The sequence below is a fragment of the Enterococcus sp. AZ170 genome, from assembly GCF_050545135.1.
Lineage (GTDB): Bacteria > Bacillota > Bacilli > Lactobacillales > Enterococcaceae > Enterococcus_L > Enterococcus_L ureilyticus.
The window spans coordinates 952,145-978,824 of sequence record NZ_CP172947.1 but is presented as its reverse complement, the minus strand read 5'-3'; the positions used below and the strand labels follow the sequence as shown (position 1 = coordinate 978,824).

At 36.1% G+C, this 26,680-nt stretch carries 27 protein-coding genes, 1 other RNA gene and 2 pseudogenes; 5 read left to right on the top strand and 25 right to left on the bottom strand.

What is annotated here, in order from left to right:
• The first annotated feature begins 54 nt into the window (after positions 1-54).
• Entirely contained in the window at positions 55-987 is a 933-nt protein-coding gene (locus tag IGJ55_RS04745) for an aldo/keto reductase (RefSeq protein ID WP_069640617.1), read from the top strand.
• Between the two features lie 245 nt (positions 988-1,232).
• Here the strand turns inward: IGJ55_RS04745 and IGJ55_RS04740 are convergent.
• The 10 genes and pseudogenes from IGJ55_RS04740 to IGJ55_RS04695 form a co-directional block, all read right to left on the bottom strand.
• Positions 1,233-2,123: pseudogene (locus IGJ55_RS04740) on the bottom strand (IS3 family transposase); the annotation flags it as partial.
• The gene (locus IGJ55_RS04735) at positions 2,111-2,641 is read right to left on the bottom strand and encodes a helix-turn-helix domain-containing protein (protein ID WP_429949422.1); all 531 of its coding nucleotides are present in this window, start codon (positions 2,639-2,641) and stop codon (positions 2,111-2,113) included. The pseudogene IGJ55_RS04740 and the gene IGJ55_RS04735, both read right to left, overlap by 13 nt.
• Positions 2,642-2,810: 169 nt before the next feature.
• Positions 2,811-4,571, bottom strand: a complete 1,761-nt coding sequence (locus IGJ55_RS04730; protein WP_430607515.1) for a choline/carnitine O-acyltransferase — start codon at positions 4,569-4,571, stop codon at positions 2,811-2,813.
• A gap of 263 nt (positions 4,572-4,834) precedes the next feature.
• Positions 4,835-5,281: a D-aminoacyl-tRNA deacylase gene (dtd, locus tag IGJ55_RS04725; RefSeq protein ID WP_429950489.1), complete on the bottom strand. Its 447-nt coding sequence runs from the start codon at positions 5,279-5,281 to the stop codon at positions 4,835-4,837.
• A 12-nt stretch (positions 5,282-5,293) separates the two neighbouring features.
• A complete protein-coding gene (locus tag IGJ55_RS04720; RefSeq protein WP_069640614.1) occupies positions 5,294-7,507 on the bottom strand; it encodes a RelA/SpoT family protein in 2,214 nt (737 codons plus the stop codon).
• Between the two features lie 414 nt (positions 7,508-7,921).
• Complete coding sequence (locus IGJ55_RS04715) at positions 7,922-8,569, bottom strand: deoxyribose-phosphate aldolase (RefSeq protein ID WP_429950487.1); 648 nt, start codon at positions 8,567-8,569, stop codon at positions 7,922-7,924.
• A gap of 17 nt (positions 8,570-8,586) precedes the next feature.
• Entirely contained in the window at positions 8,587-9,336 is a 750-nt protein-coding gene (locus tag IGJ55_RS04710) for a 16S rRNA (uracil(1498)-N(3))-methyltransferase (protein WP_429950485.1), read from the bottom strand.
• A gap of 1 nt (position 9,337) precedes the next feature.
• Positions 9,338-10,285: a 50S ribosomal protein L11 methyltransferase gene (gene prmA / locus IGJ55_RS04705; protein WP_430607512.1), complete on the bottom strand. Its 948-nt coding sequence runs from the start codon at positions 10,283-10,285 to the stop codon at positions 9,338-9,340.
• A 21-nt stretch (positions 10,286-10,306) separates the two neighbouring features.
• Positions 10,307-10,792 (bottom strand): DUF3013 family protein, encoded by a 486-nt coding sequence (locus IGJ55_RS04700; protein WP_430607510.1) that lies wholly within the window; start codon positions 10,790-10,792, stop codon positions 10,307-10,309.
• A pseudogene (locus IGJ55_RS04695) lies at positions 10,728-11,427 on the bottom strand (DNA-3-methyladenine glycosylase). The gene IGJ55_RS04700 and the pseudogene IGJ55_RS04695 overlap by 65 nt, the downstream one beginning before the upstream one ends.
• Before the next feature lie 177 nt (positions 11,428-11,604).
• Here IGJ55_RS04695 and IGJ55_RS04690 point away from each other — a divergent pair.
• The 4 genes from IGJ55_RS04690 to IGJ55_RS04675 all read left to right on the top strand — a co-directional run bounded on the left by IGJ55_RS04690 (position 11,605) and on the right by IGJ55_RS04675 (position 14,076).
• Positions 11,605-12,894: a replication-associated recombination protein A gene (locus IGJ55_RS04690; RefSeq protein ID WP_429950481.1), complete on the top strand. Its 1,290-nt coding sequence runs from the start codon at positions 11,605-11,607 to the stop codon at positions 12,892-12,894.
• 62 nt (positions 12,895-12,956) lie between these two features.
• Positions 12,957-13,150: non-coding RNA, 6S RNA (gene ssrS / locus IGJ55_RS04685), on the top strand.
• A gap of 68 nt (positions 13,151-13,218) precedes the next feature.
• Positions 13,219-13,497 carry a hypothetical protein gene (locus tag IGJ55_RS04680; protein ID WP_069640669.1) on the top strand — a complete coding sequence of 93 codons (279 nt, stop codon included), beginning with the start codon at positions 13,219-13,221 and terminating at the stop codon, positions 13,495-13,497.
• 99 nt (positions 13,498-13,596) lie between these two features.
• Positions 13,597-14,076: a universal stress protein gene (locus tag IGJ55_RS04675; RefSeq protein WP_430607507.1), complete on the top strand. Its 480-nt coding sequence runs from the start codon at positions 13,597-13,599 to the stop codon at positions 14,074-14,076.
• A gap of 51 nt (positions 14,077-14,127) precedes the next feature.
• Here the strand turns inward: IGJ55_RS04675 and IGJ55_RS04670 are convergent, their stop codons facing one another.
• From IGJ55_RS04670 to IGJ55_RS04600, 15 genes are all read right to left on the bottom strand, one after another.
• Positions 14,128-15,315 (bottom strand): acetate kinase, encoded by a 1,188-nt coding sequence (locus tag IGJ55_RS04670; protein ID WP_069640606.1) that lies wholly within the window; start codon positions 15,313-15,315, stop codon positions 14,128-14,130.
• Between the two features lie 27 nt (positions 15,316-15,342).
• Positions 15,343-16,350 carry a class I SAM-dependent methyltransferase gene (locus IGJ55_RS04665; RefSeq protein WP_430607505.1) on the bottom strand — a complete coding sequence of 336 codons (1,008 nt, stop codon included), beginning with the start codon at positions 16,348-16,350 and terminating at the stop codon, positions 15,343-15,345.
• Between the two features lie 255 nt (positions 16,351-16,605).
• A complete protein-coding gene (gene comGG / locus IGJ55_RS04660; RefSeq protein WP_069640604.1) occupies positions 16,606-16,950 on the bottom strand; it encodes a competence type IV pilus minor pilin ComGG in 345 nt (114 codons plus the stop codon).
• Entirely contained in the window at positions 16,943-17,416 is a 474-nt protein-coding gene (comGF, locus tag IGJ55_RS04655) for a competence type IV pilus minor pilin ComGF (RefSeq protein WP_429950477.1), read from the bottom strand. Before comGF ends, comGG begins: the two co-directional genes overlap by 8 nt.
• Positions 17,382-17,687, bottom strand: coding sequence for a competence type IV pilus minor pilin ComGE (gene comGE / locus IGJ55_RS04650; protein WP_430607504.1), 306 nt, complete (start codon positions 17,685-17,687; stop codon positions 17,382-17,384). The genes comGF and comGE overlap by 35 nt, the downstream gene beginning before the upstream one ends.
• Entirely contained in the window at positions 17,668-18,111 is a 444-nt protein-coding gene (gene comGD, locus IGJ55_RS04645) for a competence type IV pilus minor pilin ComGD (protein WP_430607502.1), read from the bottom strand. Before comGD ends, comGE begins: the two co-directional genes overlap by 20 nt.
• Before the next feature lie 2 nt (positions 18,112-18,113).
• Positions 18,114-18,404 (bottom strand): competence type IV pilus major pilin ComGC, encoded by a 291-nt coding sequence (comGC, locus tag IGJ55_RS04640; protein WP_207121122.1) that lies wholly within the window; start codon positions 18,402-18,404, stop codon positions 18,114-18,116.
• Entirely contained in the window at positions 18,401-19,447 is a 1,047-nt protein-coding gene (gene comGB, locus IGJ55_RS04635) for a competence type IV pilus assembly protein ComGB (RefSeq protein ID WP_430607501.1), read from the bottom strand. Before comGB ends, comGC begins: the two co-directional genes overlap by 4 nt.
• Entirely contained in the window at positions 19,401-20,363 is a 963-nt protein-coding gene (gene comGA / locus IGJ55_RS04630) for a competence type IV pilus ATPase ComGA (RefSeq protein WP_069640598.1), read from the bottom strand. The genes comGB and comGA overlap by 47 nt, the downstream gene beginning before the upstream one ends.
• 599 nt (positions 20,364-20,962) lie before the next feature.
• The gene (locus IGJ55_RS04625; protein WP_207121120.1) at positions 20,963-22,294 is read right to left on the bottom strand and encodes an APC family permease; all 1,332 of its coding nucleotides are present in this window, start codon (positions 22,292-22,294) and stop codon (positions 20,963-20,965) included.
• 140 nt (positions 22,295-22,434) lie between these two features.
• Complete coding sequence (locus IGJ55_RS04620; protein ID WP_340689691.1) at positions 22,435-23,145, bottom strand: L-ribulose-5-phosphate 4-epimerase; 711 nt, start codon at positions 23,143-23,145, stop codon at positions 22,435-22,437.
• Positions 23,135-23,995 carry an L-ribulose-5-phosphate 3-epimerase gene (locus IGJ55_RS04615; RefSeq protein WP_069640596.1) on the bottom strand — a complete coding sequence of 287 codons (861 nt, stop codon included), beginning with the start codon at positions 23,993-23,995 and terminating at the stop codon, positions 23,135-23,137. Before IGJ55_RS04615 ends, IGJ55_RS04620 begins: the two co-directional genes overlap by 11 nt.
• A gap of 5 nt (positions 23,996-24,000) precedes the next feature.
• Positions 24,001-24,639: a 3-keto-L-gulonate-6-phosphate decarboxylase UlaD gene (locus tag IGJ55_RS04610; protein WP_069640595.1), complete on the bottom strand. Its 639-nt coding sequence runs from the start codon at positions 24,637-24,639 to the stop codon at positions 24,001-24,003.
• A 67-nt stretch (positions 24,640-24,706) separates the two neighbouring features.
• Positions 24,707-25,006: a PTS sugar transporter subunit IIB gene (locus IGJ55_RS04605; protein WP_207121119.1), complete on the bottom strand. Its 300-nt coding sequence runs from the start codon at positions 25,004-25,006 to the stop codon at positions 24,707-24,709.
• A 183-nt stretch (positions 25,007-25,189) separates the two neighbouring features.
• Positions 25,190-26,668 carry a PTS ascorbate transporter subunit IIC gene (locus IGJ55_RS04600; protein WP_429950467.1) on the bottom strand — a complete coding sequence of 493 codons (1,479 nt, stop codon included), beginning with the start codon at positions 26,666-26,668 and terminating at the stop codon, positions 25,190-25,192.
• Positions 26,669-26,680: the final 12 nt, after the last annotated feature.

Genomic DNA, 26,680 nt, shown 5'->3' with positions numbered 1-26,680 from the left:
TCTTCTTTTGTTTTAATGAACTACACTAATTATAGAAAGTCAGGAGGAATCATCATGACAAAAAACGTACGAATTGGTAAAACGGAAGTTTATTCAACCCCAATCGGTTTAGGAACAAACGCTGTCGGCGGTCATAATTTGTTTCCAAACTTAAACGATGATACTGGAAAAGAAATCGTCCGAGTTGCTTTAACAAACGGTATCACATTATTGGATACTGCCTTTGCATATGGAATGGGGCGTTCAGAAGAGTTGATTGGTGAGGTGTTAAAAGATTTTGACCGTGATCAAGTAGTGATTGCTACAAAAGCTGCACATGATCCAGCTAACGGGGGTGCCTTTAATAATACACCCGAGTTTTTGACACACTCTGTCGACGAAGCATTAAGACGTTTGCAAACAGACTATATCGATATTTTTTACATTCATTTTCCAGATGAAGCGACGCCTAAAAATGAAGCTGTGGCTGCTTTGCAAAAGCTAAAGGAAGCTGGTAAAATCAAAGCGATTGGCGTTTCTAATTTTAGCTTGGCACAAATTAAAGAAGCAAATCAAGAGGGCTATGTCGATATTGTCGAAGATGAATATAGCTTGATCCATCGTGAAGCAGAAATCGAATTATTCCCTTATTTAAAAGAAAATCAGATTTCTTTTGTGCCCTATTTTCCGTTGGCTTCTGGCTTATTAACTGGAAAATATGAACAAGGTGTAATTTTTCCACCTGAAGATTTACGCAGTAAAAAACCAGACTTTCAAGGGGAACGTTTTAAAACAATTATCGATAAAGTTAGCCAACTTAAATTGATTGCGGCCGATTATAACACCAGTGTTGCAGCGATTGTACTTGCTTGGTACATCAAGAATCCTTTTGTGGATGTTGTGATTCCTGGTGCTAAAAAAACAGAACAAGTAAGGAATAATGTAAAAGCTTTGACTGTACATTTGACAGCAGAGGATTATCAACGAATCGATAGCTTGTTTAGTTGATAAAAAAGTAGCTTCTTCTCATTGAAGACACCATTTGCTAAAATAGATACATTAAGAAATCTTATGAGTAAAGAGGTTGGGGCAGAAGTGTTTAATCCCAAGAAATAAGAAGCCTTCAAATCTTAGTGCTTTAGCACTTAGAATTTGATGTGATCGAAGTGTAGTGATTGCTTCTGTTCCCACCGTTTATACAGATTCCTTGAGTCTGAGAGATAATGATGTGCGCCCTAAAAGTTGTACGTAGATTAACCTGTCATTCGACTGGTATGAATTCGGTATTGAACCGGACTCATACCAGTCAATTTTGCTTTTATCCGATGATGATTGTAATAATCAATATAATTTGTAACTGCTCGTTTTAATTCCTCAAAGCTAGAAAAAATACGGCCATAATACATTTCTTGTTTCATTAGACCAAAGAAATTTTCCATTAATGCGTTGTCCAAACAATTTCCTTTTCGTGACATACTCTGGTATAACTTTGCTTGCTTCAATTGTCTAACATACTGTTGATTTTGATAATGCCACCCTTGATCGGAATGGATTGTTGTTCGAAAGTTGGTCTTTTTACTTTCTTTAATGGCTGTTTTTAAAGGAATCAATACACAATCCAACGTTGGTTTTTGCTGAAATTGATAGGCAATGATTTCTCCATTAAAACCATCAAGAAAAGGACTGAGATAGGCTTTTCTTTTTAGTTTAATTCCTTCGGAATTTCGTTCAGTATAGTGGAATTCTGAAATATCTGTAAAGATTTTTTGTTTTGGAATCGTGCTAAAGAAGCGGCGATTCACCTTGTTTTTAGCCAAGGTTCCCACCAAACCTTTGTAAGATCGATACCTTCTTGAACGACGTGTAAAGCTTATACATACTAAGTTATATTTCTTCATAATTCGTCTGATTTTCTTATGATTGATTTGATAGCCCCTATTCACTAAAGCCAACTTGATTCGACGATAGCCATAATTGCGATCATTCTCTTCAAAAATTGTTTGAATCAATTTCTCTATGTGAGTCATTTTTTCTTCGCTCATTATCTTTTTCCAGTAATTGAAGGTAGAACGCGGTAGCTTAATCGCTTGTAATACATGATCTTGACGATACTTTCCAATAAGTTCTATGGCTATTCTGGTTTGAACTCGTCTTTTCGCTTCGCCATAATAGTCTGTTGGAAAGTCCGTAGCTTTTTTAAATACTCGACCTCGATTCGCAAACGTTCATTCTCACGCTCTAATTCCTTTTCACGAGATAGTTTGCTTGTTTCTTGCTGTTTTTTTGTTGGTTTGTTCATCCTTTTTTTGGGTCTCCCTTTTTGATTGGACAGAGCAGTTTGACCACCAGCGATATATTTCTTTTGCCAACGAGAAATCATCGACCCACTAGGCAGCTTGAATTGTCTTGCTGCTTCACCGAAAGAAGCATCTGTCGTTTCTATAAAGTGTAATACATCTCGCTTAAATTCACTAGTATATTTTGTCAATGAACGGTGTCTTTTGAGCCCTTCTTTCCCAAATAATTGATAGGAGTGTTTCCAATTGTAAATTAAGGCATTTGATGGGAGTCCGTATTTTTTAGCCAAGGCTCGTCCGCCCAGAGGGCCTTCTAGGTACTCTTTCACTAGCTTTAATTTGAATTCTACCTCATAATAACTCATAAAAAATAACCTCCAAAAATTGTATTTTTCACGTACAACTTTTGGGGGTCACATCATAACTCGTAGATTCATGTCCCAGACTCTTTCAAAAACAAAAAATACTAAAAATAACGCTAAGACCCAAGAAAGAGTCTGCTCATTATTCTCAGTATTTTTATTGATCTTATGACTAGATTTCTAAAAGATTTGTTAGTGCTATCAGTGCTTCAGAAATTGCTTCAAGCAGTTGCATCGCTTCATTTTCATATATTTTCTTAGCCGATAGCGTCAAAATTACTTCCTCCGCTAAGATGCCATAATAAAGACCACACCCAGTCTCATTGACTGGTCCAAAGCTAAAGGACTCTAATATATCATAAGGAAGCCCAGTAGTTGATATAAAGTCATCCCCTAAGATGGTCAATGCGTCTGTTAAAAAGGAATTCGGTCCTTCCTCTCCATTAAGCGCCATATTTTGAAGACCAAATAGATGACGTTCGACTCCTTGGCCATTTTGACATTGACTGATTCGAGCAGAGTGAGCACTAGCAGCTTCTAAGAATAAGGCTAGAGATTCTTCCTTAGAAATTGGCTCACTTCTATTAGAAAAAGCTTCTACAAACTGCTTTTTCTCTTGGCTAATCGAACGGGCAGACTCTGTTCGTCCTTCATAATACATCCGCATCGCAACAGGTTCATAAACAGATCTTAACTGTCCAAAAACATTCTGCTGTGCTAGTGCTAACGCGATATGAAAAAAAGCATCTGGACTTACTTGCGCTTTTTTCATTCGCTCTTTACCAACAGCTGAAACAACTTGATGTTTGATAGTATACGAGTTATTCTCGATTTCTGCTAGGCTTCTTGCTTCTTCCAGAATATCAATCATTGAATCAGTCAGTGTCCATTCCAGTTTTTTGACTAAATCAGAAGAACTCTTTTCAGTTGTTTCTTGTATCTGAGTATTGAAAGATTCAAAAATTTTAGTAAATAGATTCAACGCTGGTACGCCATCGATCGCCGTATGCTCCATGTTAAAGCCAATATATCCATTTTTTGTGATCACAGCCTGTGTTGTTTTTGATAAAAATTGATGGCTTGTATTTAATAAAACTTCAGCAATTCGATCTTCTGTTGTTTCATCGTTTCCACTTGAAAAACTTAAAATAAATAAGGCGTCTTCGATTTGTTGTAGACTCTGTTTAGTTGACTCTTCTTTGATTAACTGTTGATAAATAAATGATGAGCGCGCTCTTTCAACACCTGTTAGATATGAAATGAGTTCCTCTCCATGTGTAGAGTCTTGCTCAAGAGCTAAGAGATACGTCAAATTTTCTTGCAATTGTTTTAAAGAATACCGTTCACCTAGTGAATTTGTAACATCTAAACGGAAATAGAGATCGTTTACAAAAATCACAATATAATTTTCTGGTGTCTGTGTTTCTTTTTTATGAAAGGAATCTTGATTTTTTCCAGGTATTCTGCAGCTTTTGAAAAAATTCGAATAAAAAGACATGTCGACATTTTGCTGCTTGTTTGTATATTCGATTGGATAGGTTCCTTCAGCTAAATTAAGATAAATGGTACTCATTTGATATATAAGCTGAGCGGCTCGGGCTTCTTTAGAGTTAATGTGTTCATAGTAGCGCTCTGCTATAATCAATGCAAAATTTGATTCACTTTGTAAATAGCCACGGCTTTTTAAATAGCTTTTTTCCCAAGCAGGTGCCAACCAACTTCCCGCTCCTTTGTTCGCATGATCAACTAATTTCTTTTGCAATACTAGCCCCTCAGAAGTACTAAATGTTGAAGCTTTTTCCTGAAAATCATGTAATACTTCTGTCGTCAGTAACGGACTCACCCAGTCACTTAAACGAGCTATCGTTTCACGTAATGCCGGCACAGGTAACTTTTTCAATTTTGGTAATAATTCTTCTTGATATTTTTTCATCTTACACCTCAACGTTCACTTTATAGTTCATTATACCAAGCATTTACTACGAATATACCTTTTTTGAAGAACTTATTAAAAAAAGAGGTTGTGATTAAAAGTCGTTTAGGCTCGAGCGATTGGACTAAAAACCGCACAATGCATAAAGCGCATTGTACGGTTTTTAGGATATTGCCGAAGAGCCTGACTTTTTCACACCATTTTCTTGAATTCACAGTGACATAAATAAAGCGCAAAGAGCTTCATCTCAGTCATTTTTTTGTTTATTTATCTTTGGTATCAATCATAATAGTTACTGGTCCATCATTAGTCAATGACACGGCCATATCAGCACCGAATTCTCCAGTTTCAATGGGAATATCTAGCTCTTTAAGCTGCTTGTTGAAAAGCTCATACAAAGGAATCGCCCTCTCAGGTCGAGCAGCTTCTATAAAACTAGGTCGGTTCCCTTTTTTGGTATCTGCATATAATGTAAATTGAGAAACACTCAAAATACTCCCTTGAACTTCTTGAATACTTAAATTCATTTTGTCCGCTTCATCTTCAAAGACGCGAAGCTTACTGATTTTACGGACTAAATAAGCTACATCTTCTGCGCTATCTGATTCATGGATGCCGAGTAAAATCATAAACCCTTGATTGATTTTCCCAACACTTTTTTGATCGATTGTAACTTCTGCTTGAGTCACTCGCTGGATAACTGCTCTCATACTTGCTACCTCCTAGCCATTGGTTCGACGAACATTATAAACATCCGGTATATTCTTTATTTTATCTACGATTGTTTTTAAATGGGCTAGATTTTGGATTTTTACTGTTACATGGATCATGGCCATTTTATTTTTCGTCGGCTTCGCTTCCACGCTGACTAAATTTTTAGTCATTGAACTAATGACTTGTAGGACATCATTCAATAAACCACTACGATTATAGCCATAAATTTCTAAATCAGCATCGTATTCTTTATTCGTGTTATCCGTATCTTCCCATTCGACTTCAATCAATCGTTGGGCAAGTTCTTCTTGATGCTGCACATTTGGACAATCTGCTCTATGAATGGACACACCGCGTCCTTTCGTAATGTATCCAACAATTTCATCTCCAGGTACAGGATTACAGCAACGGCTGATGCGAATAAGCAAGTTTTCAACGCCTTGAATCACAATCCCGCCTTCATGGCGAACTTTCATTTTATCTGATTCTTTTTTGACTGGTTGCGTCATCAATTCTTCAGCTTCTTGTTTTTGGCGTTCAATTTCTTGTTCTTTACGCTCTTTTTCAGTTAAGCGATTAAAGACCACTTGAGCGCTGATTTCACCATAACCAACAGCCGCATATAGATCGTCTTCTGTTTGAAAATTAAAACGCTCCAGCGCTTCTGCCATTTTTGCTTTACTTAAAAATTCTTTTGGTGTAAATCCATGTTCGATCAGGTATTTACTGATTGCATCATGTCCTTTGATGATATTAACTTCGCGATCTTGGACCTTGAAAAATCGTTTGATTTTATTACGCGCTTTACTTGTCGCTACCATTTTCAACCAGTCACGACTTGGTCCAAAGGAGTTTGGTGAGGTCAAAACTTCAATGATATCGCCATTTTTTAGTGTATAATCCAACTGAACCATTTTCCCATTGACCTTGGCACCTGTTGTTTTATTGCCAATTTCAGTATGCACACTGTACGCAAAATCAAGTGGTCCAGAGCCTTTAGGCAATTCCGTTACTTCGCCAGTTGGCGTAAATACATACACTTTATCGCTAAAAATATCCCCTTTGACACTTTCCATAAATTCAGAAGCATCATAGCTTTCATCTTGTAATTCAAGAATTTCACGGAACCAACTTAATTGCTTATTATCCGTGTCTTCATCGACTTTTTCAGTTTTCCCTTCTTTATAAGCCCAATGAGCAGCAACCCCAAATTCTGCAATTTGATGCATTTCATGAGTTCTGATTTGAACTTCTACAGGATTACCTTTGGGTCCGATAACGGTTGTATGAATGGATTGATACATGTTTGCCTTGGGCATTGCAATATAATCCTTAAAACGTCCTGGCATCGGTGTCCATTTTGTATGAATCGCACCTAAAACAGCATAACAATCTTTGATTGAATCAACGATTACACGAATCGCCAACAAATCATAAATTTCATTGAATTGCTTTTTTTGATCTTTCATTTTGCGGTAAATGGAATAAATATGTTTGGGACGACCGTAGATTTCAGCGTATATATCTAAATCTTCCGTTGCTAGGCGGATATCTTCAACAGCTTCTTCCACATACGCTTCACGTTCATCTCGTTTACTTTGCATTAAATTAACGATACGGTAATATTGATTTGGGTTGATATAGCGCAAGGCTGTATCTTCTAATTCCCATTTGATACGGCTAATCCCTAAACGATGTGCGAGCGGAGCATAGATTTCAATTGTTTCTTGAGCAATTCTGCGTTGCTTATCTTCTCGTAAATGCTTTAATGTCCGCATGTTATGCAGACGATCGGCTAATTTGACCATAATCACGCGTAAATCTTGAGCCATTGCTAATAACATTTTTCGGTGATTTTCAGCCAGTTGTTCTTCATGAGATTTATATTTTATTTTTCCAAGTTTGGTCACACCATCCACTAACATCGCAACATCAGCACCAAATTCAGTTGCTAAATCCTCAAGCGTGACGTCTGTATCTTCTACCACATCGTGTAAAAATCCTGTGGCAACTGTATGTGGGTCCATCCGTAGTTCTGCTAAAATTCCAGCAACTTGGATTGGGTGGATAAAATAAGGCTCACCTGACTGTCTAACTTGACCATCATGTGCTTTCTCAGCATAATCACAGGCTTTTTGAACAAAAGCAACATGCTGGGGCGCCATGTATTTTGACACGAGCTTCATAACTCCAGGGCCCGTCATAATTTCCTCTTTTGGCATGTTTCTCACTCCTTTTACTTTTTGGTCCGTTATCCGCTATCTCTACGTCAGCTTCGCTTCCTAGAATAGTGGTACTCCTTTTACTTTTTGGTCCGTTATCCGCTATCTCTACGTCAGCTTCGCTTCCTAGAATAGTGGTACTCCTTTTACTTTTTGGTCCGTTATCCGCTATCTCTACGTCAGCTTCGCTTCCTAGAATAGTGGTACTCCTTTTACTTTTTGGTCCGTTATCCGCTATCTCTATGTCAGCTTCGCTTCCTAGAATAGTGGTACTCCTTTTACTTATGTACCAACATCCCTCTATATATGTATATGATCGATCGTTCAAAAAAAGAAAAGCACCACTTGAAACAGTAGCACTTCCAACAACTTTTATTATACTAACATTTTTCTATATTTTCAATTCCTCGCGTTTTAATTCAATTTAGAAATCAATGGCAATATCTCACGGCCATTACTAATACCGATATATGAAGCTCCAGCTTGAAAAAGTAACTCAATTTCAAGCAACGTTGGTGCTTTGACATTTACTTGAAACGTCATCTGCTTTTTACGACCTGTTCTAAAAATACTCATATCATAGATCGCTTGTTCCATCGTCAAATTCAAGCCTAAAGAAATAGCACTGACATTTAACTCTGCGATATCCATCGCCAATACTTGCTTTTGACCATCTGTTAATTGCCGACTATCTAAAAAGAAACCTAGAGCATTTCGTCCAAAAGACAATTGTTCTAATGCTTGATAACTTTCATTCCCATATCTTTCTAGCTGTTCAGGTGCCATCGTCACAAAAACATCTGAAGCACCTTCTCTATATAATTGTCCTGTTTCAAAAGCTTTTTTTGCCAATGTTCCACCGCCTAAGGGAAAATCAACCAGACTACCGATTTGAATCTTGGTTCCTGTCAATAATTGTTTGGCTCTTGCAACATTATAAGGTAACACAAAAATAGATCGAACAGGAAATTCTTTTAAAAACAGAAGCTCATCTGTGAATTGTCGGTCTGTAAACGATGGATCCATTAACATAATTGAAAGTCTTTGTAACTCTAATTCCATAAACAACCCCCTATAATTTACATTAATTCAAAATGGTAACTAATTGCACCTAAGGCATATAATGGCGCTGTCTCCGCACGTAAAATTCGTGGCCCCAAACCGCAAAGAATCCCGCCATTTTCTTGAAATAAACTGACTTCGGCAGATGAAAACCCACCTTCTGGACCAAAAATAAACAAAAGCGATTGCCCAGTTTCTAGTCCAGAAAGTACTGTTGCAAAGCTGCTACGTTCACCGATCTTTGCAGATTCCTCATACGCAATCAACACTTTATCATAACGAGAAAAAACATCGATCAACGCTTGTTCTCTTTCTAATAATACGATATCCGGTGCAAACTGGCGATGAGATTGCTCAGCAGCCTCTGTGGCAATCTTCTTCAAGCGCTCAGTTTTTTTAACTCGCTTTTTTTGATCCCATTTTACAACCGATGTCTTAGCAGGAAAACCAATAAACTTGTGACTGCCAAGTTCTGTCCCTTTTTGAACGACCCATTCCAACTTATCACCTTTAGGATAGCCACAGGCAATCGTAACATCGATTGGCAACTCTTTTTCAGCAGTCTCTTTACTAAGCTCTTTCAAATAAACAGATGTTTCTGTGATTTCCGTGATTTCTGCAATGATCGCAGTATGATCATTAAACACTAAGAAAACTTGTTCTTCAGGTGTCATACGCATCACTCGTACGATATGATGGTAGTTTTCTCCACTGATCTGATAATGATCCTGCGCTGCATAAGGCTCCGTTAAAAAGTAACGCTGCATCTTACTCTTCCTCTGTTTTCTTTAATATCATTGCATACCAATCCCCTTGTTGGAAAATTTGATCTACAAGGAAACCTACGCTAGTCATTTTTTCTATAACCATTGCTTTTTTCTCCTGAATGATTCCTGAAACGATCAAAGTACCATCATTTTTCAATAAACGCCAAGCATCCTCGATCATCAACGTAATAATATCAGCTAAAATATTTGCCACGATCACGTCTGCTTCGACCGTTATCCCTTTCAGCAAGTCGTTTGCCGAGACTTGAACATCACTAGCAATTGGATTCATATTCATATTTTCTTTAGCAGCCGTCACTGCAACTTCATCTAAATCATAGGCATAGATTTCTTTAGCACCTAGATATTTACTCGCAATACTTAACACACCAGAACCTGTGCCAACATCAAGCAGTGTTTCACCACCACGTAAAACAGTTTCTAGGGCTTGTAAAGTCAAACGGGTTGTTGGATGGGTTCCAGTTCCAAAAGCCATACCTGGATCTAAGGTAATGATTTTTTCAAGCGCATCTTGCGCTTCATATTTCTCCCAGCTTGGAACGATTGTTAGAAACCGTGTCACACGAACTGGATGATAATATTTTTTCCAAGCAGTTGCCCAATCGCTTTCAGCTACTTCACTAACACTCACTTCATTTTTCCCAATAGCAAGACCAAACTCTGGTAAGCGGGTAATGCTCTCTTTGATAAAAGGTAAGATTTCCGGCAAAAAGGTCGTTTCGGGAAAATAGGCCATAACCAATGCACCTTCTTTAATGTGCGTAAATTGTTCTTTGTCTAGTAATTCACCATATAAATCACTTTGAAAATTTTCTACATCTAAAGCATCTTCTATCGCAACACCACTCGCTCCAGCTTCCATCATGATATTTGAGATTGCTTCAATTGCTTCACTAGCTGTTTCAACTTTTACTTCTGTCCATTTCATATGATCACCTCTTTACTCTTTTTAATAGCTTGGGTACGCAATATAGGTATCGCTCTCTACTTTTTGATACTTTTTAACAGCTTCTTCAAATAATTCTTGTGACCATTTCAGCTCAAATACGGCTTGTCCCTCATCCGTTAAAAAGTCTAATAAATCACTTTGTCCTTCAGTTAAAGCATCATTTAAGTAATCAATGAAACCATCTAACACAGACTGTTTGATTCCCTTTTTGCCCTCATAAGAAATAGTCGCTAGAAACTCTGCCTTATCTACAGAAGACTTTTCAGGATTATAAAACAAAATCCCATCTTCAAATTCAATGATTTCTTCTTCTGAAACCGTTCCTTGTGCATCATCGATCTGTTCATGTGCTGTATTTTCGGCAAATAATCGAAAAACAACTTCAATTGTATGGTTTTTAGCGTTCCAATCAAGAGCTACATCATATTCCATGATTTTTCTGGTTATTTGTTGGTCTAAATAAGTTAACATTGTTGCTTTTTTCATTTATTTTCTTCCTTCCAGCCAAAGGCCTTTTGATCAATATCACTTCTTTTTTGTTTGGATATATAAGGATTTCCTGAAACAATATACCTTAATGGTAATTCTGTCCAAATACCTTTATTGGGAATACCGATTCGAGGAAGCGGGATGATTTTTTTTGGTGTTTTTCTTTTTTCTGGTACTAATCGTAATGGACTATCAAAAATTGATTGTCCATATAACGCTTGATTAATTCCTAAAGCTGATACCAGCTTACCTGGCCCGTTAGATAATTCGATGCCTTGACGACCATTGCGGTTTTCTACCATTTTTTCGATTCCCTCAATGGGTTCAATTGCACGAATCATAACTCCTTGGGGTGTGCCTTTTTCTTGAGTCACCATATTTAAAATCAAATGTGTGTGCATCGTATATAAATAAATCGTTCCGGGTTTATCGTACATCGCTTTTAGACGTGGTGTATTGCGCAAGCCAAAACTATGAGCAGCCTCATCTTCTGGTCCTAAATAAGCTTCGGTATCAACGATATAGCCTGCAAGTATCCCCGATTCTGTTTCGTGTTCTAAATACATACCTAACAAAAACTGAGCAATTTCTTCAGTTGTTTTTGTCTTAAAAAAATTTATTGTCTCATTCATTATTTTTCACCACTTTCTATAATACACGAATCAAAGCCTATTATCCATTGAAATAACAAATGAACCGTACAAAAAACAGCCGTTTAATCAATGAATTTCCCTATCAAACTCAGCGAGATACAAACATACGTTCTTTATGGTATAATAGATAAGATAAAGAAAAAAGGAGGGCCAACGATGCAAAAACCATTAGCTTATCGTATGCGGCCACGTAATTTAGATGAAGTCGTTGGACAACAACATCTAGTAGGACCAGGAAAAATTATCCGTCGAATGGTCGAAGCTCGTATGCTTTCATCCATGATTTTATATGGTCCGCCAGGAACTGGTAAAACGAGTATTGCTAGTGCCATTGCGGGTTCTACAAATTACGCTTTTCGATTGTTAAATGCAGCAACTGATACGAAAAAAGATTTGCAGATTGTTGCAGAAGAAGCAAAAATGAGTGGAACTGTAATCTTACTCCTAGATGAAGTTCATCGCTTGGATAAGACAAAACAGGATTTTCTACTACCTCATCTTGAAAGTGGTCGAATCATTATGATCGGGGCAACAACTGAAAATCCTTACATTACGATCAATCCAGCTATTCGAAGCCGATCTCAAATTTTTGAAGTCAAACCATTAACGGAAACGGATATTCAAAAAGCGATCAAAGAAGCTTTAACTGACAACGAGCGTGGGTTAGGAGAATTTCCAGTTGTCTTGGAAGAAAAAGCTCTGCAGCACTTATCCCGTGCAACTAATGGTGATTTACGTAGTGCCTTAAATGGATTAGAGCTAGCAGTCAAATCCACTCCAGAAAATCAAGATAAAAAAATTGAAATCACTCTTTCGATTATTGAAGAATGCGTTCAGCGTAAAGCCTTGACTCATGATAAAAACGGTGATGCTCATTATGATGTGATTTCGGCTTTTCAAAAATCGATTCGCGGTAGTGATGTAGACGCTGCGTTACATTATTTAGCTAGACTGGTTGAAGCTGGCGATTTACCAATTATTTGTCGTCGTTTAATGGTAATTGCTTATGAGGATATTGGATTAGGCAACCCACCGGCTGCAGCTCGCACGATCACAGCAGTTCAAGCCGCTGAAAAATTAGGTTTTCCTGAAGCGCGCATCCCCCTTGCCAGTGTGGTGATTGATTTGTGTCTATCTCCAAAATCAAATTCTGCTATTAGTGCAATCGATGCCGCCTTAGCCGATATTCGTGAAGGAAAAGCAGGTGATGTTCCTGACCACTTGCGTGATAGCCATTACTCTGGTGCCAAGGAGTTAAACCGAGGCATTGGCTATAAATACCCTCATAATTTTGAAAACGCTTGGGTCGATCAGCAATATCTTCCCGATAAAATAAAAAATGCTCATTATTATGAGCCCATTGATACGGGGAAATATGAACAAGCATTGCATCAGCAGCATCAACGGATACAAGAGTGGAAAAAAAATAAGAAAACAACAGAGTAATCCGCTTTCAAATTTAAGCACCCTCGTTGCTGTTTGCATGAGAATGTGCTATTATAAAGATGGTAAATCTGTGATGTACGCGTTGTCTTTTTTGTGTGTTGACCGAACATTTTATTGATATCTAGGGATCCTTCTGGTACCTAAGCTGGTAACATGCCTTTTCATTTGGTAGTTCGAAGCTGTCAGTCGTGGAACCCACCTGCTTTGTTTGCGGGTTCAATACTATAGGACGAATAACGGCATCAACGGATTTTACCATTTTTATTTGATTCCCAAACAATTTGCGTAGTGCAAATTGTTTTTTATTTGATGGAGGTTCAATTCATGATTCAAGTACTTATTTTTGTATCTGTGGCATTGTTAGTTATTATCGGAATTTATTTATTAAAAAAAGCGACTGTCTTTTTACCATTGATGCATAATGGTGAGCCTGACGAAAATAAACAGTTTTTACATCAGTTTGGTGTTTTTTATCTGATTTTAGCTGCCATCGGTGTTTTAGTTGGCATCTTTAACTTAACATTTTTTTCGTTATTCTATATTTTTAGCTTGCTTGTAATTTCAGCTGTATTCACTGTGATGTTCGCCAAGAAGATTCTATAAACGTATCTTCTTTTTTTATTTCCTTTTTTTACACTTTTGTTCTACAATTAAGGTATCAAGAACAATATATTTCTAATTGTTTGAAAAGGAGTGAGCATAATGTTACAAAATTATCGTAAAATCATGGTGGCTGTTGATGGATCATCCGAAGCTGAGTTAGCTTTTCAAAAAGCAATGAATGTTGCAATGAGAAATGATGCAGAGTTGCTTTTAGCACACGTCATTGATACACGAGCATTCCAATCTGTTTCTTCTTTTGATGGAGTCTTAGCCGAGCAAGCAACAGAGATGGCAAAACAGACACTTGAAGGTTACAAAAAGCAAGCAAAAGAACATGGTTGTGAAAAAGTAACTAGCCTCATTGAATATGGTTCTACAAAACCTTTGATTGCAAAACAATTACCTCAAGATCATGAAGTGGATTTGATCATGTTAGGTGCAACTGGTCTGAACGCTGTGGAGCGGTTATTCATTGGTTCTGTTTCTGAATACGTTATTCGAAATGCAACTTGTGATGTATTAGTGGTAAGAACTGATTTAGCTAACAAAATCCCTATTCAACAAGATGAGGACAACTAATTTTGAACATAAAAAAGCAACCTGATTTTCTCAGGTTGCTTTTATTTATAATTATTTTCTCAAACGTTCAACATCACGAGCAATCATTAACTCTTCATCTGTTGGAATCAATAATACTTTAACTTTAGAATCCTCTGTAGAGATTACTGATTCTTTGCCACGAACATTGTTTTTCTCATCATCTAGTTCACAACCAAACCACGTCATACCTTTGATTACTTCACTACGAACATGAGCGTCATTTTCACCGATTCCAGCAGTGAAGACAATCGCATCTACACCGTTCAAAACAGTTACATAACTACCAATGTATTTACGGATACGATCTGTAAAGATATCGTAAGCGACTTGAACTGCTTCTTTGTCCATGTTTGCTTCTAAGTCACGCATATCACTAGAGATACCCGTCAAACCAAGTAAACCTGATTGTTTATTTAGAATATTGATCATGTCTTTGATATCTGTTAGTTCAAGTTTTTCCATCAAGTAAGCTAACAATGAAGGATCGATATCACCAGAGCGAGTTCCCATCGTTACACCTGCAAGTGGTGTGAAGCCCATTGATGTATCAACCGATTTACCACCATCGACAGCAGTGATTGAGGCTCCATTACCTAAGTGACAAGTAATGATTTTCAATTCTTCAATCGGACGACCTAGCATTTCAGCTGCACGATCAGCTACATATTTGTGGCTTGTTCCATGTGCACCATATTTACGAGCGGCATATTTGTCATAGTATTCAGTTGGAATACTATATAAAAAGTTATGTTTCGGCATTGTCGTATGGAAAGCTGTATCAAAAACAGCAACGCTGATAATTTCTGGTAAGATTTTTTTGAATGCTTTGATTCCCATTGCATTTGCTGGATTGTGTAATGGTGCAAGATCTGCTAATTTTTCGATTTTTGCTAAAACTTCGGCATCAATAACAACTGAATCTTTGAAGTCTTCCCCACCGGCAACTACACGGTGTCCAACACCCGTAATTTCGTTATAAGAAGCTAGAATCTTCAACTCAGTTAATTTATCTAATAACATTTTTACAGCAACATCATGATCATTGATGTCAACGATTTCTTCATATTTTTCATCGTTGCCATATTTAATTGTAAAGATAGAATCATTTAAACCGATTCGTTCAACGATTCCTTTAGCGATTACTTCTTCATTCGGCATTTGATATAGTTGCCATTTTAAACTTGAACTTCCAGCATTGATTGCAATTGTTTTAGACATAATACTCTCCTCTTTAATCAGTTGTTTTTATTTTAAATTTGAAGACTTCCAAGCCTCAAATTGTTGAAAAAATTGTGTCACTTTTGCAGGATCTTTTAAGGAACCTAATTTTGCAACTAAAACTTCTTTTACTTGCGCACTATGTTCACCTTTATTTTGGACAAACAAAATACTTTTCCTTGATTGCACTGACTTGAACAACTCATCTGGCAATTGAATCATTCCTTGTAGATAAACATTTTTTTGCAGCCAATTTTTGAAAAAAGAACTTTGCTCTGTTTCTAGAATATCAGTTGGAATCAAGAACAATCCATATCCATCAGGCTTAACAAATTTCATCGCTTGTTCCAGCAATAAATGATGTGCGTAAGTATGGCCTTCATCTGCTGCTGAAGCAAATTCTTTGGCTTTTTCATCGTTTGGATAATAGCCGATCGGTAAATCACTAATAGCTACATCAACAGGATCAACAAGTAGGTCTTGTAACCCATCTTGATGGAATAGCTGTATTGCGACTTTTGTCCATTCGTTGTTAGTAGCTGATACTGAAAGCAGCGTATCATCAATATCCACACCAAAACCTTGAACAGTATACTTAGCTATATTCAAGTTAAGGATTACCGTTAAAAGAAGATTTCCCATACCTGATGCTATGTCTAATATTTTTAGCGGTTTCTCTGGACTATATAACTGTTCGATCAAATAAACAAACAAAAACCCGATACTGTCTGGTGTTAATTGATGATTTGCCTGTAAGGATTCTACTTTATTCCCTTTAAGTAAAATCAACTGAGATAAACGCCTAATTTCTTCTGGTTCCAATTCTATTGCTTGTAGTTGTTGATAAATGGTTTTTAACCTTTGAACGGTTTGCTCATCTGGTACTCCATCTAAGACACGTACTTGAAAAGTATCAATGATATTTTCACCATTTTCAGTATATGCATCCAAAAAAGAAGTATCTAAAGAACGTTTAAGCAATCCGATGGCTTGTTCCATTAACCCGAAAGCCTTTTCTATTTTCTCTGGGAACAAAAGAAACACCTCAATTTCCATCTAAAATATAACAATTTTCATACCTGTTCTATTTTAACGAAAAACCTAACAATAATCAATCAATTTCCTAATATTATTTGTAAATCCCTGAACTATTCTCATTTCCATAAAATTTATTAACTCATTCTAACGTATTTTCTTTTTAAAATGAATCTCTGTATCAGTTTTTTTCTATGTTAGTTTGATACACGTTTCACAAATAATTTATTCGTGTTATTTGTAGTACTTGATCTGTTATTTTTTGATTTGGGCTTTTTCAACTGCTTGATAGTTCATTTGGAATCTATATCTAGTTTGATTTAATTGAATAACAAAGTTAATTGTTTTTTGATCATATTCGTATTGTAATGTTCCTGATGAAAAATGTTGTTGACCTCTTTTTCCCAGTGGTTGTGTCTCTTGTCTAATATCAGTGAGAAACATGCTGACCATTGTTTTAGCGATGTAATAATCTTTGGTTTCTTGTGTAAACCGTTGCGTCAGTTGAAAGTCTTCCAGCACCAGGATGAAAATGAAACTGAATAAAAAGACAAGTAATAACGTTGTAAGCAAAATACCTCCTTTATATCTGTTACTCATGCTTATGTTCCTGAGTTATGATCCATTTTGCCGTTTGATTTAAATTATTTTCAAAACTTACTTTTATCACTATCGTTTTCCCCTCCTCAATAAAGGTTGCCGTTTTGACTTCTGTTAAAAGCGGCTGATATCCACCATTTTCCACTTTTACAATCTTTCCTAGCTTATATTCAATCCAAACAACATTTCCATTTTTTTTATTTTTAAGAACAATTTTGTTCGTTTGCGTTTTTTCATAATAACAATTTACTAATTCATTTTCCAACTGAATCAAGAATATATGCCACTCTTTTTCGCGCTCACTTTTCAATTGTTTCGTAACTACCGCTACATTCTTAATGCATGCTGAAAAGAGCAGACAAATACTAGAGAGGATCAGCAGTGCAAGTAAACACTCTATCAGCGTGAAACCTAAATACTTATCATAGGAACTACTCCTTTTTAAGGCTAACTGTCTCTTTTCCATCTGTAATCACCACTTCATTCAACTGATTATTCACTTCGTAAAAATGTACCTGATAGTTATCATTTTCTGAGCGTACTTTGTAATTTTCGTAATGATTTACTTCTTCATATAAAACTCTATGAAGTTGCAACCTGTCTATGGCTTGTTTGTTTTTTTTAAATAAAAATGTATTCAATGAAAGATAGCTCCCAACAATCATGCACAATAAGCTCAGTGCAATCAAACTTTCAAATAAGATATAGGCCTTATAATTATTTAATTTTCTTAACATAGCGCCCACTCCCCAATTGAAATTGAAATTCAATCAATTGCTCTTTTTCGGACCATGAAAAAGAAAATTTTGATAAGTTCCCATTGTTACCTGAGCCTTTTTTGAAAATGATTTTTTTGGGGCCCGTAGCCCTTAAAGCCGTTGGAATCTCTAATACTGTTTTCTCTGCTTTTCGTCCATCTCTAGAAATCAGAAAATTAAAAGACTGGTTTTGTTCATAAAATATGATCTGAGTATCAAGCCTATATACAATCGCCATTTGTTGTGTAAACAATAGTCTCTTCTCAAAAGATGACAAAAATTGTTCAGCTGACAATACCTGCTTCCATTTTTTTATGGCGAGTGTTGGTAGTAATATAAATATCATACAGATAGATAGTACCAGCAAAGATTCTATCAGCGTAAAACCTTTCATATTCTTCATGGTTACTTCTTACTCGCTTGGTACTTATCATATTGATCTTGCGTAATGTACTGTTCTTTTACTAGCTGCTCTACGGTTGGGATTTGATTTTTCTCCATAGTATAAAGATCGATTTGTGTCTCCACTATTTTTACAATTGCTTCATTCCCTTTTTTATCTACGCCCTCTTTGTGTTTAGATAGATTAGGAACAAACAACAAAATCAAAACCGAAATTATTAACAACACAACTAACATTTCTAAAAGAGTAAAACCAGCATAATTTATTCGTTCTTTTTTCTTTTTACTATTCATAAAAAGTCCTCCATTCCACCATAAATCGGCAACAACATTGCGGCATAAATACTAACGACTAGCAACGCAACAACTAAAAAAATAATCGGTTGAATCCATTGAATCATTTTTTCCATACGCATAAAAAAACGTAGCCAACAAAGTTGGCTATACAAAATCAACTCTTTTCCAAGATTACCTTTGATCTGCCCTTGTTGAATAATCAAAGATAGTTCTGGAGAGAAGAAAGGAAATTTGGGCAATTGATCATAAAACGTGGTTCCTAGCATCGATTGTTCTTCGATCCGTTCAGCAAGTTCACTCATTAAGGACCTTTGATTAATCGTTTTCATTAAATAGATAACTGTTTTGATTTCCAAACCTTGAGAAAATAGCTTTCCCCACTCTAGCGCAAAAAAAGCGGAATTATATTCTTTATAGAAATTTCCTAAAAGTGGTAGTTTTGAAATAAATATAGCTCTTTGTAAAAATGTCCTCTTCTTCAAATAACAACGGATCAGTACAACTAGTGTTAGTATGATAAGTATCACTGTTAGTAAATAATAAGGACTTTGTTGGATAAATAGAATTCCTATATTATCTGCTCTGATTGTTCCATTTGCCATCAATTGTGGTAACAAAATTTGACGAATGCTTGTCAAAACAACCATTAAAAATAAGAGCAACAGCACAGGATAGCTAATTACTTTATAAAAATTTTGTCGCTGTTTAGCAACAATTATCATGTGTTCTTTGATTTTGCATAATGTTCCTGTTAAATCTCCATGGGTTTGAGCAAATTCAATCTGAGTAATAACCGTCAACTGAAATCCTAATTGTACTAACCCACTTTGTAGAGAATCGCCTTGATGCATACCCTCGAGCAAGTCATCAATGATTAATCCAGAAACTGAACCAGATTTTTTCATAAACAATAAACTTTCTTGAATCGTAAATCCATTACCTAACAAGTCTGCAAGTAATTGAATAAACAACTGCTGTTGCTGATTGGATAATTTATTCTTCTTTTTCTGCATAAAATGTTTGATTATCAATAAATCCATATGCCCAAACCTTTCTTAATTCTTTCGACCATTTTGAAGTTGTCTCTCTAGAGAAGCTATAGTCAATAAGTAAGCCGCTGATTTCTTCATTAGTATTCGTTCTAAAAGGCAACAACCTTTGATAAATAATGCTGGCTACACATTCAGTAATCTCGCTTAACTGAATCCCTAGTTCAGCCAAGCGTTCATATACACCACTAATACTCCTTGCATGAATCGTTGCAAACACAGTATGACCTGTAAGTGCAGCTCTGATTGCAGCTTGTGCAGTAAGTCCATCCCTAATTTCCCCGATGATCAAAATATCTGGTCGGTGACGTAAGCAAGCTTTGATCAGTACATCATAGGTCAAATCAATTTTAGTATTGGTCTGTAATTGTAAGAATGCCTCTTCTTCAATTTCTACTGGGTCTTCTATCGTGATCACTTGCTGAAATTGATCTGTTTCTTTTGCTAGCTTGTACATTAAGGTCGTTTTTCCAGATCCAACCGGTCCACAAAATAAATGAAGCCCCCGACGTTTAACTTGACTTCGGATAATTGTTAGTTGTTTCGGCAAAAAATAATTTTCGCGACTGTTTCCAAAAACATGTAAAAAGCGGATCACTAAACTTTCTCTTTGCCTAAAATCTCCTACTGTTGATAAGCGTAACCGGATTTCCTCTTGATTAATTTTATAAGTTACAGCACCAACTTGCGCTTTTCTTTTCTCACCAACGTCCATACTACCAATAAATTTGAAATGAAAAATCAACTTTTCCCCTTCACATGTATCTAACTCTTTAAAAATAACTTGGCGACTGCCTTTTCTTGTGAATATTCGGACTTTATCTTCAATCGGTAAAATATAGATGTCTTGAAGATATTCTGCCACCCCCCACTCAATCAATTTCAAAGAAAGTTCTTTAATATCCATCCTCTTCCCCCCTTAAAGTAATATACGCAATTAAATAAGAAAACAATGTAAAAAAACCTAAAACAAAACATCTTTGTTTTGTTTTAGGTTTCACCTCAGAAAAATTGAACTAAACCGATTTAAATATAGATCATTTAGAGTTCATTTGTTTAATCAAAATATATCTTACTTATATTCCGACTTTCTGAACTTAATTAATTGTTGTTAGATCCTTTATCTAACACTAGTTATGTTCATAAAAAAACCGTTCTGCTTCTGATTGTCATTTATTCTTAGCCTTAAAAACAAAAAATAAAGCCGTAAATGTTGAAAGAACAACACTTACAGCTTTATTAAGAGTTCTGATGCACTATCTTCCCCAAAATAGTTTATCGTTTTGATATATTCATTATACTAAAGAACTGACCAGAATAACTTTCAGAAATTGTTAATTTTATTAAAATTTTTGAGAAAAAGCCACTCTTAATCAAAAGCTTAGAAAATAGTATCGTTTAAATCTAATGACGAAGATCTAGTTAAAACCAATTACGCTAATAATTGCTTAATATTTTTACTAAGCTCTTAATATAAAGTAAGTATTTTCAAATAATAAAGCAAAATTATTTTTTCTTTAATCCTTTTATTTTTTGATTTAGCAGATACACTGGAATTCCTAACAAAGTGATTCCTATACCGATGCTTGCTAAAACTGTTTGTGTAAATAACGTAGTAATCAAAATGAATAATCCACCTAAAATAGCTACTGCAGGAATTACAGGATAAAACGGTACCTTATATGGACGTTTAAGCTCGGGTTCTTTTTTTCTTAAAATAAATACTGCCGAAAAAATCAATAGGCTAAACAACCACATCACAAAAACTAACATATCTGTTAACAAATCAAAACTACCTAAAAACATCATGACAGCCGCAATTAAAAATTGAAAAATCCCAGCAATATAAGGAACAACAAAGCGTTTCGATAATTTTTGAAATTGTTGACTGAATGGAATCATTTCCTCTAATGCCAATGCATAGGGAACGCGAATACCTGTCATAGTATAACCATTTAATGCTCCATAAACAGAAATCAAAATACCAATCGTTACTAACTTACCACCCATCGATCCAAAAATTTGATTAGATGCTTCTGATGCTGCATTCAGATTACCAGAAAGTTGGTCGATCGATAACGTTTTAAGAAAAACAAAATTAATTAAAACATAGACGATCGTAATGAACGTCAAGCCTAAAAAAATTGCTTTAGGCAAATCCTTTTCTGGCTGCTTCATTTCCCCCGCTACTGCTCCAACACCCAACCATCCATCATATGCAAACATAGTCGCCAATAAAGCTCCGCTAAGTGCATGAATAAAACCAACGTCTCCTCCAGTTCTTACAGGAAATAATGAAACTTCTACATTAGCTGGCATAAAAAGTCCCACCAACACAATCAAAGCAATTGGGATCATTTTAATCACCAAAGTAAACGATTGTAAATTCGCAGCCATTCTAGTCCCTAACAAGTTGACTAGTGTCACACTTAAGCCAGTACCGATAGCTATCGGTAATAACAAATTAGTAGATAAATGAAATAAGTGAATAAATTGTGTCCCAAAAATTATAGATAATGCCGCAATATTTGCAGGAAAATAAATAACACTTTGTGCCCACCCTAATAAAAAACCTGGAAGCTTTCCATAAGTGTACTCTATATATTTTACAGCCCCACCAGTTTTTGGAATCGCTGTTGCTAACTCAGCGCTAGTCAATCCAGCACATAAAGTCAATAGCCCTCCTAGTACCCAAGCAAAAACCGTTAGACTGGGCGATTTTGCAAAACTAACTACACTTGCTGTTTTAAAAAATACACCCGCCCCAATAACAGTCCCCATAACTGTTGAAAAGGCACCAAATAGAGAAATCTCCCGTTTTAATCTGTTCTCCCCCATGCTCAACCTCTTTCTCTTTTTTAAGTTATTTTTCTAGTATAGCTTTTCTATATTTTAATTCAAGTATTTTTATAAAATAAAAAAGTACAGAGAAGTCTAAATCTGACTTTCCCTGCACGATGTAATATCTTTACTATTTTTTATACTTGTCCATAATAAGCGCTTATACCATGTTTTCTAAAATAATGTTTATCTAAAAGATACTGTGGGATTGGTTGAACAGTCTTATTTACCATTTCTGTCATACAAGCCATCTCAGCTACTTCATCCAAAACCACACTGTTTTCTACTGCTTTTTGAGGTGTCTCCCCCCATGTAAATGGTCCATGTCCATACACCAATACTCCTGGCACAGCCAAAGGGTCAATACTTTTTTCTTTGAACGTTTCTATGATCACTTTGCCTGTTTCTAATTCATATGCAGAGGTTACTTCTTCTGATGTCAACTGCCGCGTACAAGGAATCCCACCATAAAAAGTATCAGCATGAGTCGTACCAAACGCTGGGATTTCTCGACCAGACTGCGCCCACATTACAGCATGTTTTGAATGCGTGTGTACAACTGAATTAATTTCTTTAAATGCTTTATATAATTCAATGTGAGTTGCTAAATCAGAAGATGGTTTTAATCCTGCCTCCAACAAGTCACCATTTAAATTTGTCACCACCATATCACAAATTTTCATCTTGCTATAAGGGATTCCACTGGGTTTGATGACAATGACTCCAGCATCTCGATCGATCTCACTAACGTTTCCCCAAGTAAGTTTCACTAATCCAGAATCTGGTAATGCTAAGTTTGCGGTAAATACTCGTTCTTTCATCTCTTGTAGCAATCGTTTATTTAACACTAAAGCCCGCCTCCTTTAAATAAGGAAATAGAAACTCTTTTGCTTTTTCAATTTCATTCTCCGGTGTCTTACTATTTTCGCTCCACATTTCGATCAAAAAAGGACCACTGTAATCCAAACGTTTCAATGTCTTGAAACACCCTAAAAAATCAACACATCCCGTACCGAAAGGAACTTCTTTAAATTTCCCGCTGAAGTCTTCTGTTACTGCTAAAGTATCTTTTAAATGAATAGCTGTAATCTGATCAATCCCTTTTTCTAATTCATAGCCAACATCATTTTCTGGCCATGCTGATAAGTTTCCAATATCTGGATACACTTGCAAGTATGGTGAAGGAATCTGTTTTTTGATGTTTAAAAATTTAGAAATTGAACTCATAAAAGGATCATCCATGATTTCTACCGATAAAACGACTTCTTTTGCTGCTGCCATCGCTACCGCTTTCTTTAAATTTCTAATAAAATACTCCCTTGAATGCGCTGTTTTTGATTCATAATAAACATCATAGCCAGCTAATTGAATTGTACGTACCCCTAGATCCGATGCCAAATTGATTGCTTTTTCCATCAGCTCTAGCGCTTTTGTTCTTTTCACCTGTTCCTTAGAGCCGAAAGGATAGCGCCGATGCCCACTTAAACAGATCGATAATATTTTTATACCGGTTTCATGAATTGCTTCTCTTACTTCTTTACGCTCATCGTTTGACCAATCTAACCTTTTTAGACGTTCGTCTGTTTCATCGATTGACAGTTCAATAAAATCAAAGCCTAATTGCTTGGCAAGCAATAAGCGTTCTTTCCAACTACTATTTTTTGGGAGTGCTTTTTCGTAAATTCCTATTGTGGTCACCAGTCTCACCCCCAAATACGTTTAATTTCATCTTGAAAATCCTGTGCTGCTTTTTTAGGGTCTACAGCAGCCGTAATACCTCGACCTGTAATGAATGTATAGATGTCAAGACCTGCAAATAATTTTAACGATTCAACATCCAACCCACCGGTAACAGAAACACGGAATCCCAGCTCAATCAATTTTTTTACTTTTGTCAGATCGGCTTCACCCCAAGTTTCTCCTGCCAAAAGCGCATCTCGACTTTGATGGTAAATCGCCTGAGAAATCCCAGCCTCTAACCATCTTTGGGCCTGATCATATGTCCAATCCCCATATAATTCAACTTGAACTTCTTCAACTTCTTTCGCTGCAGCTTTCATGGTTGGAATCGTGGCACAGCAGATAACAGTCATCCAATCTGCTCCTGCTTCTCGACAATTTTTTGCAACAGTCCCCCCAGCATCTGCACATTTAGTATCTGCAACTACTTTTTTATCTGGATATAATGCACGAATACAGCGTATAGCTTGCGCTCCAGCTTGTAAACATAAAATCGTACCAACTTCTACGATATCTACAATCTCACCGACTGCTGCGACATCTTTGATTGCACTAGGTAAATCTGAATGATCTAATGCTACTTGTAAATTAGGTCTACTCATTTATTTCTCTCCTTTACCAATTGATTGAGGACGAACTAGCTATCTAGTCTGAATCCTATAAGCAGAATTATTTAAATTTTGCGGCTAATTCTGTTTCTTGTACCCGCTCACTGATCTCTTTTGCCGACATAACATTCTTCACACCTACAACTGTAATTCCTTTTTTCTTTGCATCATCAAACATATTGAGAAAATTCATTGGACAAAAAACTACATCGTATTGTCCAGCTGTGCTTTTCCCTTCCGAAATCGCACAGTGATGGATATTGGTAATAGTAAAACCAAGTTCTTTCAATGCCTTTTCTACACTTTTTTTCATCATTAAACTTGTTCCTGAACCATTTGCACAAGATACTAATACTCTCATTTTAATTTCCTCCTAAAGTTTTAAAGCCCAAAGAACTCGTTTTTAGCCCTGACAAAAATAGAAAGAAAAACAGTATATTCTTTCTACTGTTTTTTACTTTTTCCTGAAAGGCTAGCTCTTAAAGCTAAGTAAATGTAAAAGTGAAGCAGGATCGGCTGGGCTTTTTTAGAGACTATTCTATAATCAAGCTCCTTTAGCTGCCATTTTTTTAACATATGCATCATAGTCTTCCGTAATCAAGAAATAGCCTTCAGGATTTGCCCGATATTGCAATTGCGGGATTGCTAGTAGTAAAATAACGACTAAACCTACACCAAAATAACCTAAATATTTCATTAATACAGTCATGATTGGCCAAACAGTTGCCCAGTCAAACATTCCGATATAACCGCCATATTGAGATAAACCAATGAAAGCTGCTATCAAAGCGGACCCTAGAACTTGGATCACCCCTGAAATAAATGGGAAAATACATGCAGCTTTAAATCCACCTCGGTTATTTGCGTAAACTGCAATTACTGCATTATCAAAAAATAGTGGAATAAAACCTGCAATAACAATTACTGGCGATTTAAATAAAATCAATAGACCAATCGTTATAAATTGTCCTAGCGCCCCAAATAAGAAACCAATCGTTACTGCGTTTGGTGAACCAAATCCAAATGTCGCAGCGACATCGATCCCAGGAACTGCCCCTGGCAACAATGTATTGGAAATTCCTTGGAATGATTCTGTCAATTCTGAAACGAATGTTCGAACACCTAATTGTAAAATGGCTAGATAGACAGCAAAATATAATGCAGTCTGTAAAATATAGAAAAAGAAACTTTGTCCTTCTACCATAAAACCTGCCTCAATCAAATATGCTGGTCCTAATACAACTAATATAATTCCAAAAAAGAATAGCATTAGGATTGAGGTTGCCACCATATTTTCATTGAAAATAGATAGGAATCCTGGAAGTTTTACATCCTCAAGTTTCCGATTGTTTTTATCCTTTTTCATTTTTTCAGCTAACTTCGCAAAAATGAATACGCCAAACATCTGTTGATGTGCAATCGCAAAACCTGCTCCCTCCGTTAAATCTTGTGTAATATCAACGGTCAAATTAGAGCCCACAGCCCAATAACAGCCTAAAATAAGTCCCATGATCAATAGAATTTGAATTTGTCCTAAGTCAGGAAAACAGAATAACAAAATCCAAAAGGCTGTTGCGGCTTGCTGTATTTGAACATTTCCAGTTGTAAAAACTGCTCGTAACTTCGTATATTTTTTAAAACGAACTAATAAAATATTCATGACAAACGCAATCAACAGTAAAATCATCGTATCACTGAACGTTCGTCCAAACGTTTCTTCGATACCTGCGGTTACAGCATTTTGGCCAAAATAAGGATCGATGACCATCGCATCTAGATCAAATCGTTCTTTTAAGCCAACTAAAATCGGACGAAAATTATTCACCAATCCTCCTGATCCCACAGTTAAAATCAGATATCCAACAGTTGCCTTTAAAAAACCGGCGATACTTTCATATAATGGTTTTTTTAATAAAACATATCCTAAAAGTACAATAAACCCAATCAAAAATGCTGGTTGTGTTAAAATATTTGCAGCAAAATAATCCCAAACCCCCATTAAAAAATCTAATATTTGCGTCATTTACTCCCCTTC

Coding starts and splice junctions, on each gene's coding strand:
- IGJ55_RS04745 (WP_069640617.1), top strand. CDS start 55: ATGACAAAAAACGTACGAATTGGTAAAACGGAAGTTTATTCAACCCCA.
- IGJ55_RS04735 (WP_429949422.1), bottom strand. CDS start 2,641: ATGAGTTATTATGAGGTAGAATTCAAATTAAAGCTAGTGAAAGAGTAC.
- IGJ55_RS04730 (WP_430607515.1), bottom strand. CDS start 4,571: ATGAAAAAATATCAAGAAGAATTATTACCAAAATTGAAAAAGTTACCT.
- dtd (WP_429950489.1), bottom strand. CDS start 5,281: ATGAGAGCAGTTATCCAGCGAGTGACTCAAGCAGAAGTTACAATCGAT.
- IGJ55_RS04720 (WP_069640614.1), bottom strand. CDS start 7,507: ATGCCAAAAGAGGAAATTATGACGGGCCCTGGAGTTATGAAGCTCGTG.
- IGJ55_RS04715 (WP_429950487.1), bottom strand. CDS start 8,569: ATGGAATTAGAGTTACAAAGACTTTCAATTATGTTAATGGATCCATCG.
- IGJ55_RS04710 (WP_429950485.1), bottom strand. CDS start 9,336: ATGCAGCGTTACTTTTTAACGGAGCCTTATGCAGCGCAGGATCATTAT.
- prmA (WP_430607512.1), bottom strand. CDS start 10,285: ATGAAATGGACAGAAGTAAAAGTTGAAACAGCTAGTGAAGCAATTGAA.
- IGJ55_RS04700 (WP_430607510.1), bottom strand. CDS start 10,792: ATGAAAAAAGCAACAATGTTAACTTATTTAGACCAACAAATAACCAGA.
- IGJ55_RS04690 (WP_429950481.1), top strand. CDS start 11,605: ATGCAAAAACCATTAGCTTATCGTATGCGGCCACGTAATTTAGATGAA.
- IGJ55_RS04680 (WP_069640669.1), top strand. CDS start 13,219: ATGATTCAAGTACTTATTTTTGTATCTGTGGCATTGTTAGTTATTATC.
- IGJ55_RS04675 (WP_430607507.1), top strand. CDS start 13,597: ATGTTACAAAATTATCGTAAAATCATGGTGGCTGTTGATGGATCATCC.
- IGJ55_RS04670 (WP_069640606.1), bottom strand. CDS start 15,315: ATGTCTAAAACAATTGCAATCAATGCTGGAAGTTCAAGTTTAAAATGG.
- comGG (WP_069640604.1), bottom strand. CDS start 16,950: ATGAGTAACAGATATAAAGGAGGTATTTTGCTTACAACGTTATTACTT.
- comGF (WP_429950477.1), bottom strand. CDS start 17,416: ATGGAAAAGAGACAGTTAGCCTTAAAAAGGAGTAGTTCCTATGATAAG.
- comGE (WP_430607504.1), bottom strand. CDS start 17,687: ATGTTAAGAAAATTAAATAATTATAAGGCCTATATCTTATTTGAAAGT.
- comGD (WP_430607502.1), bottom strand. CDS start 18,111: ATGAAGAATATGAAAGGTTTTACGCTGATAGAATCTTTGCTGGTACTA.
- comGC (WP_207121122.1), bottom strand. CDS start 18,404: ATGAATAGTAAAAAGAAAAAAGAACGAATAAATTATGCTGGTTTTACT.
- comGB (WP_430607501.1), bottom strand. CDS start 19,447: ATGGATTTATTGATAATCAAACATTTTATGCAGAAAAAGAAGAATAAA.
- comGA (WP_069640598.1), bottom strand. CDS start 20,363: ATGGATATTAAAGAACTTTCTTTGAAATTGATTGAGTGGGGGGTGGCA.
- IGJ55_RS04625 (WP_207121120.1), bottom strand. CDS start 22,294: ATGGGGGAGAACAGATTAAAACGGGAGATTTCTCTATTTGGTGCCTTT.
- IGJ55_RS04610 (WP_069640595.1), bottom strand. CDS start 24,639: ATGAGTAGACCTAATTTACAAGTAGCATTAGATCATTCAGATTTACCT.
- IGJ55_RS04605 (WP_207121119.1), bottom strand. CDS start 25,006: ATGAGAGTATTAGTATCTTGTGCAAATGGTTCAGGAACAAGTTTAATG.
- IGJ55_RS04600 (WP_429950467.1), bottom strand. CDS start 26,668: ATGACGCAAATATTAGATTTTTTAATGGGGGTTTGGGATTATTTTGCT.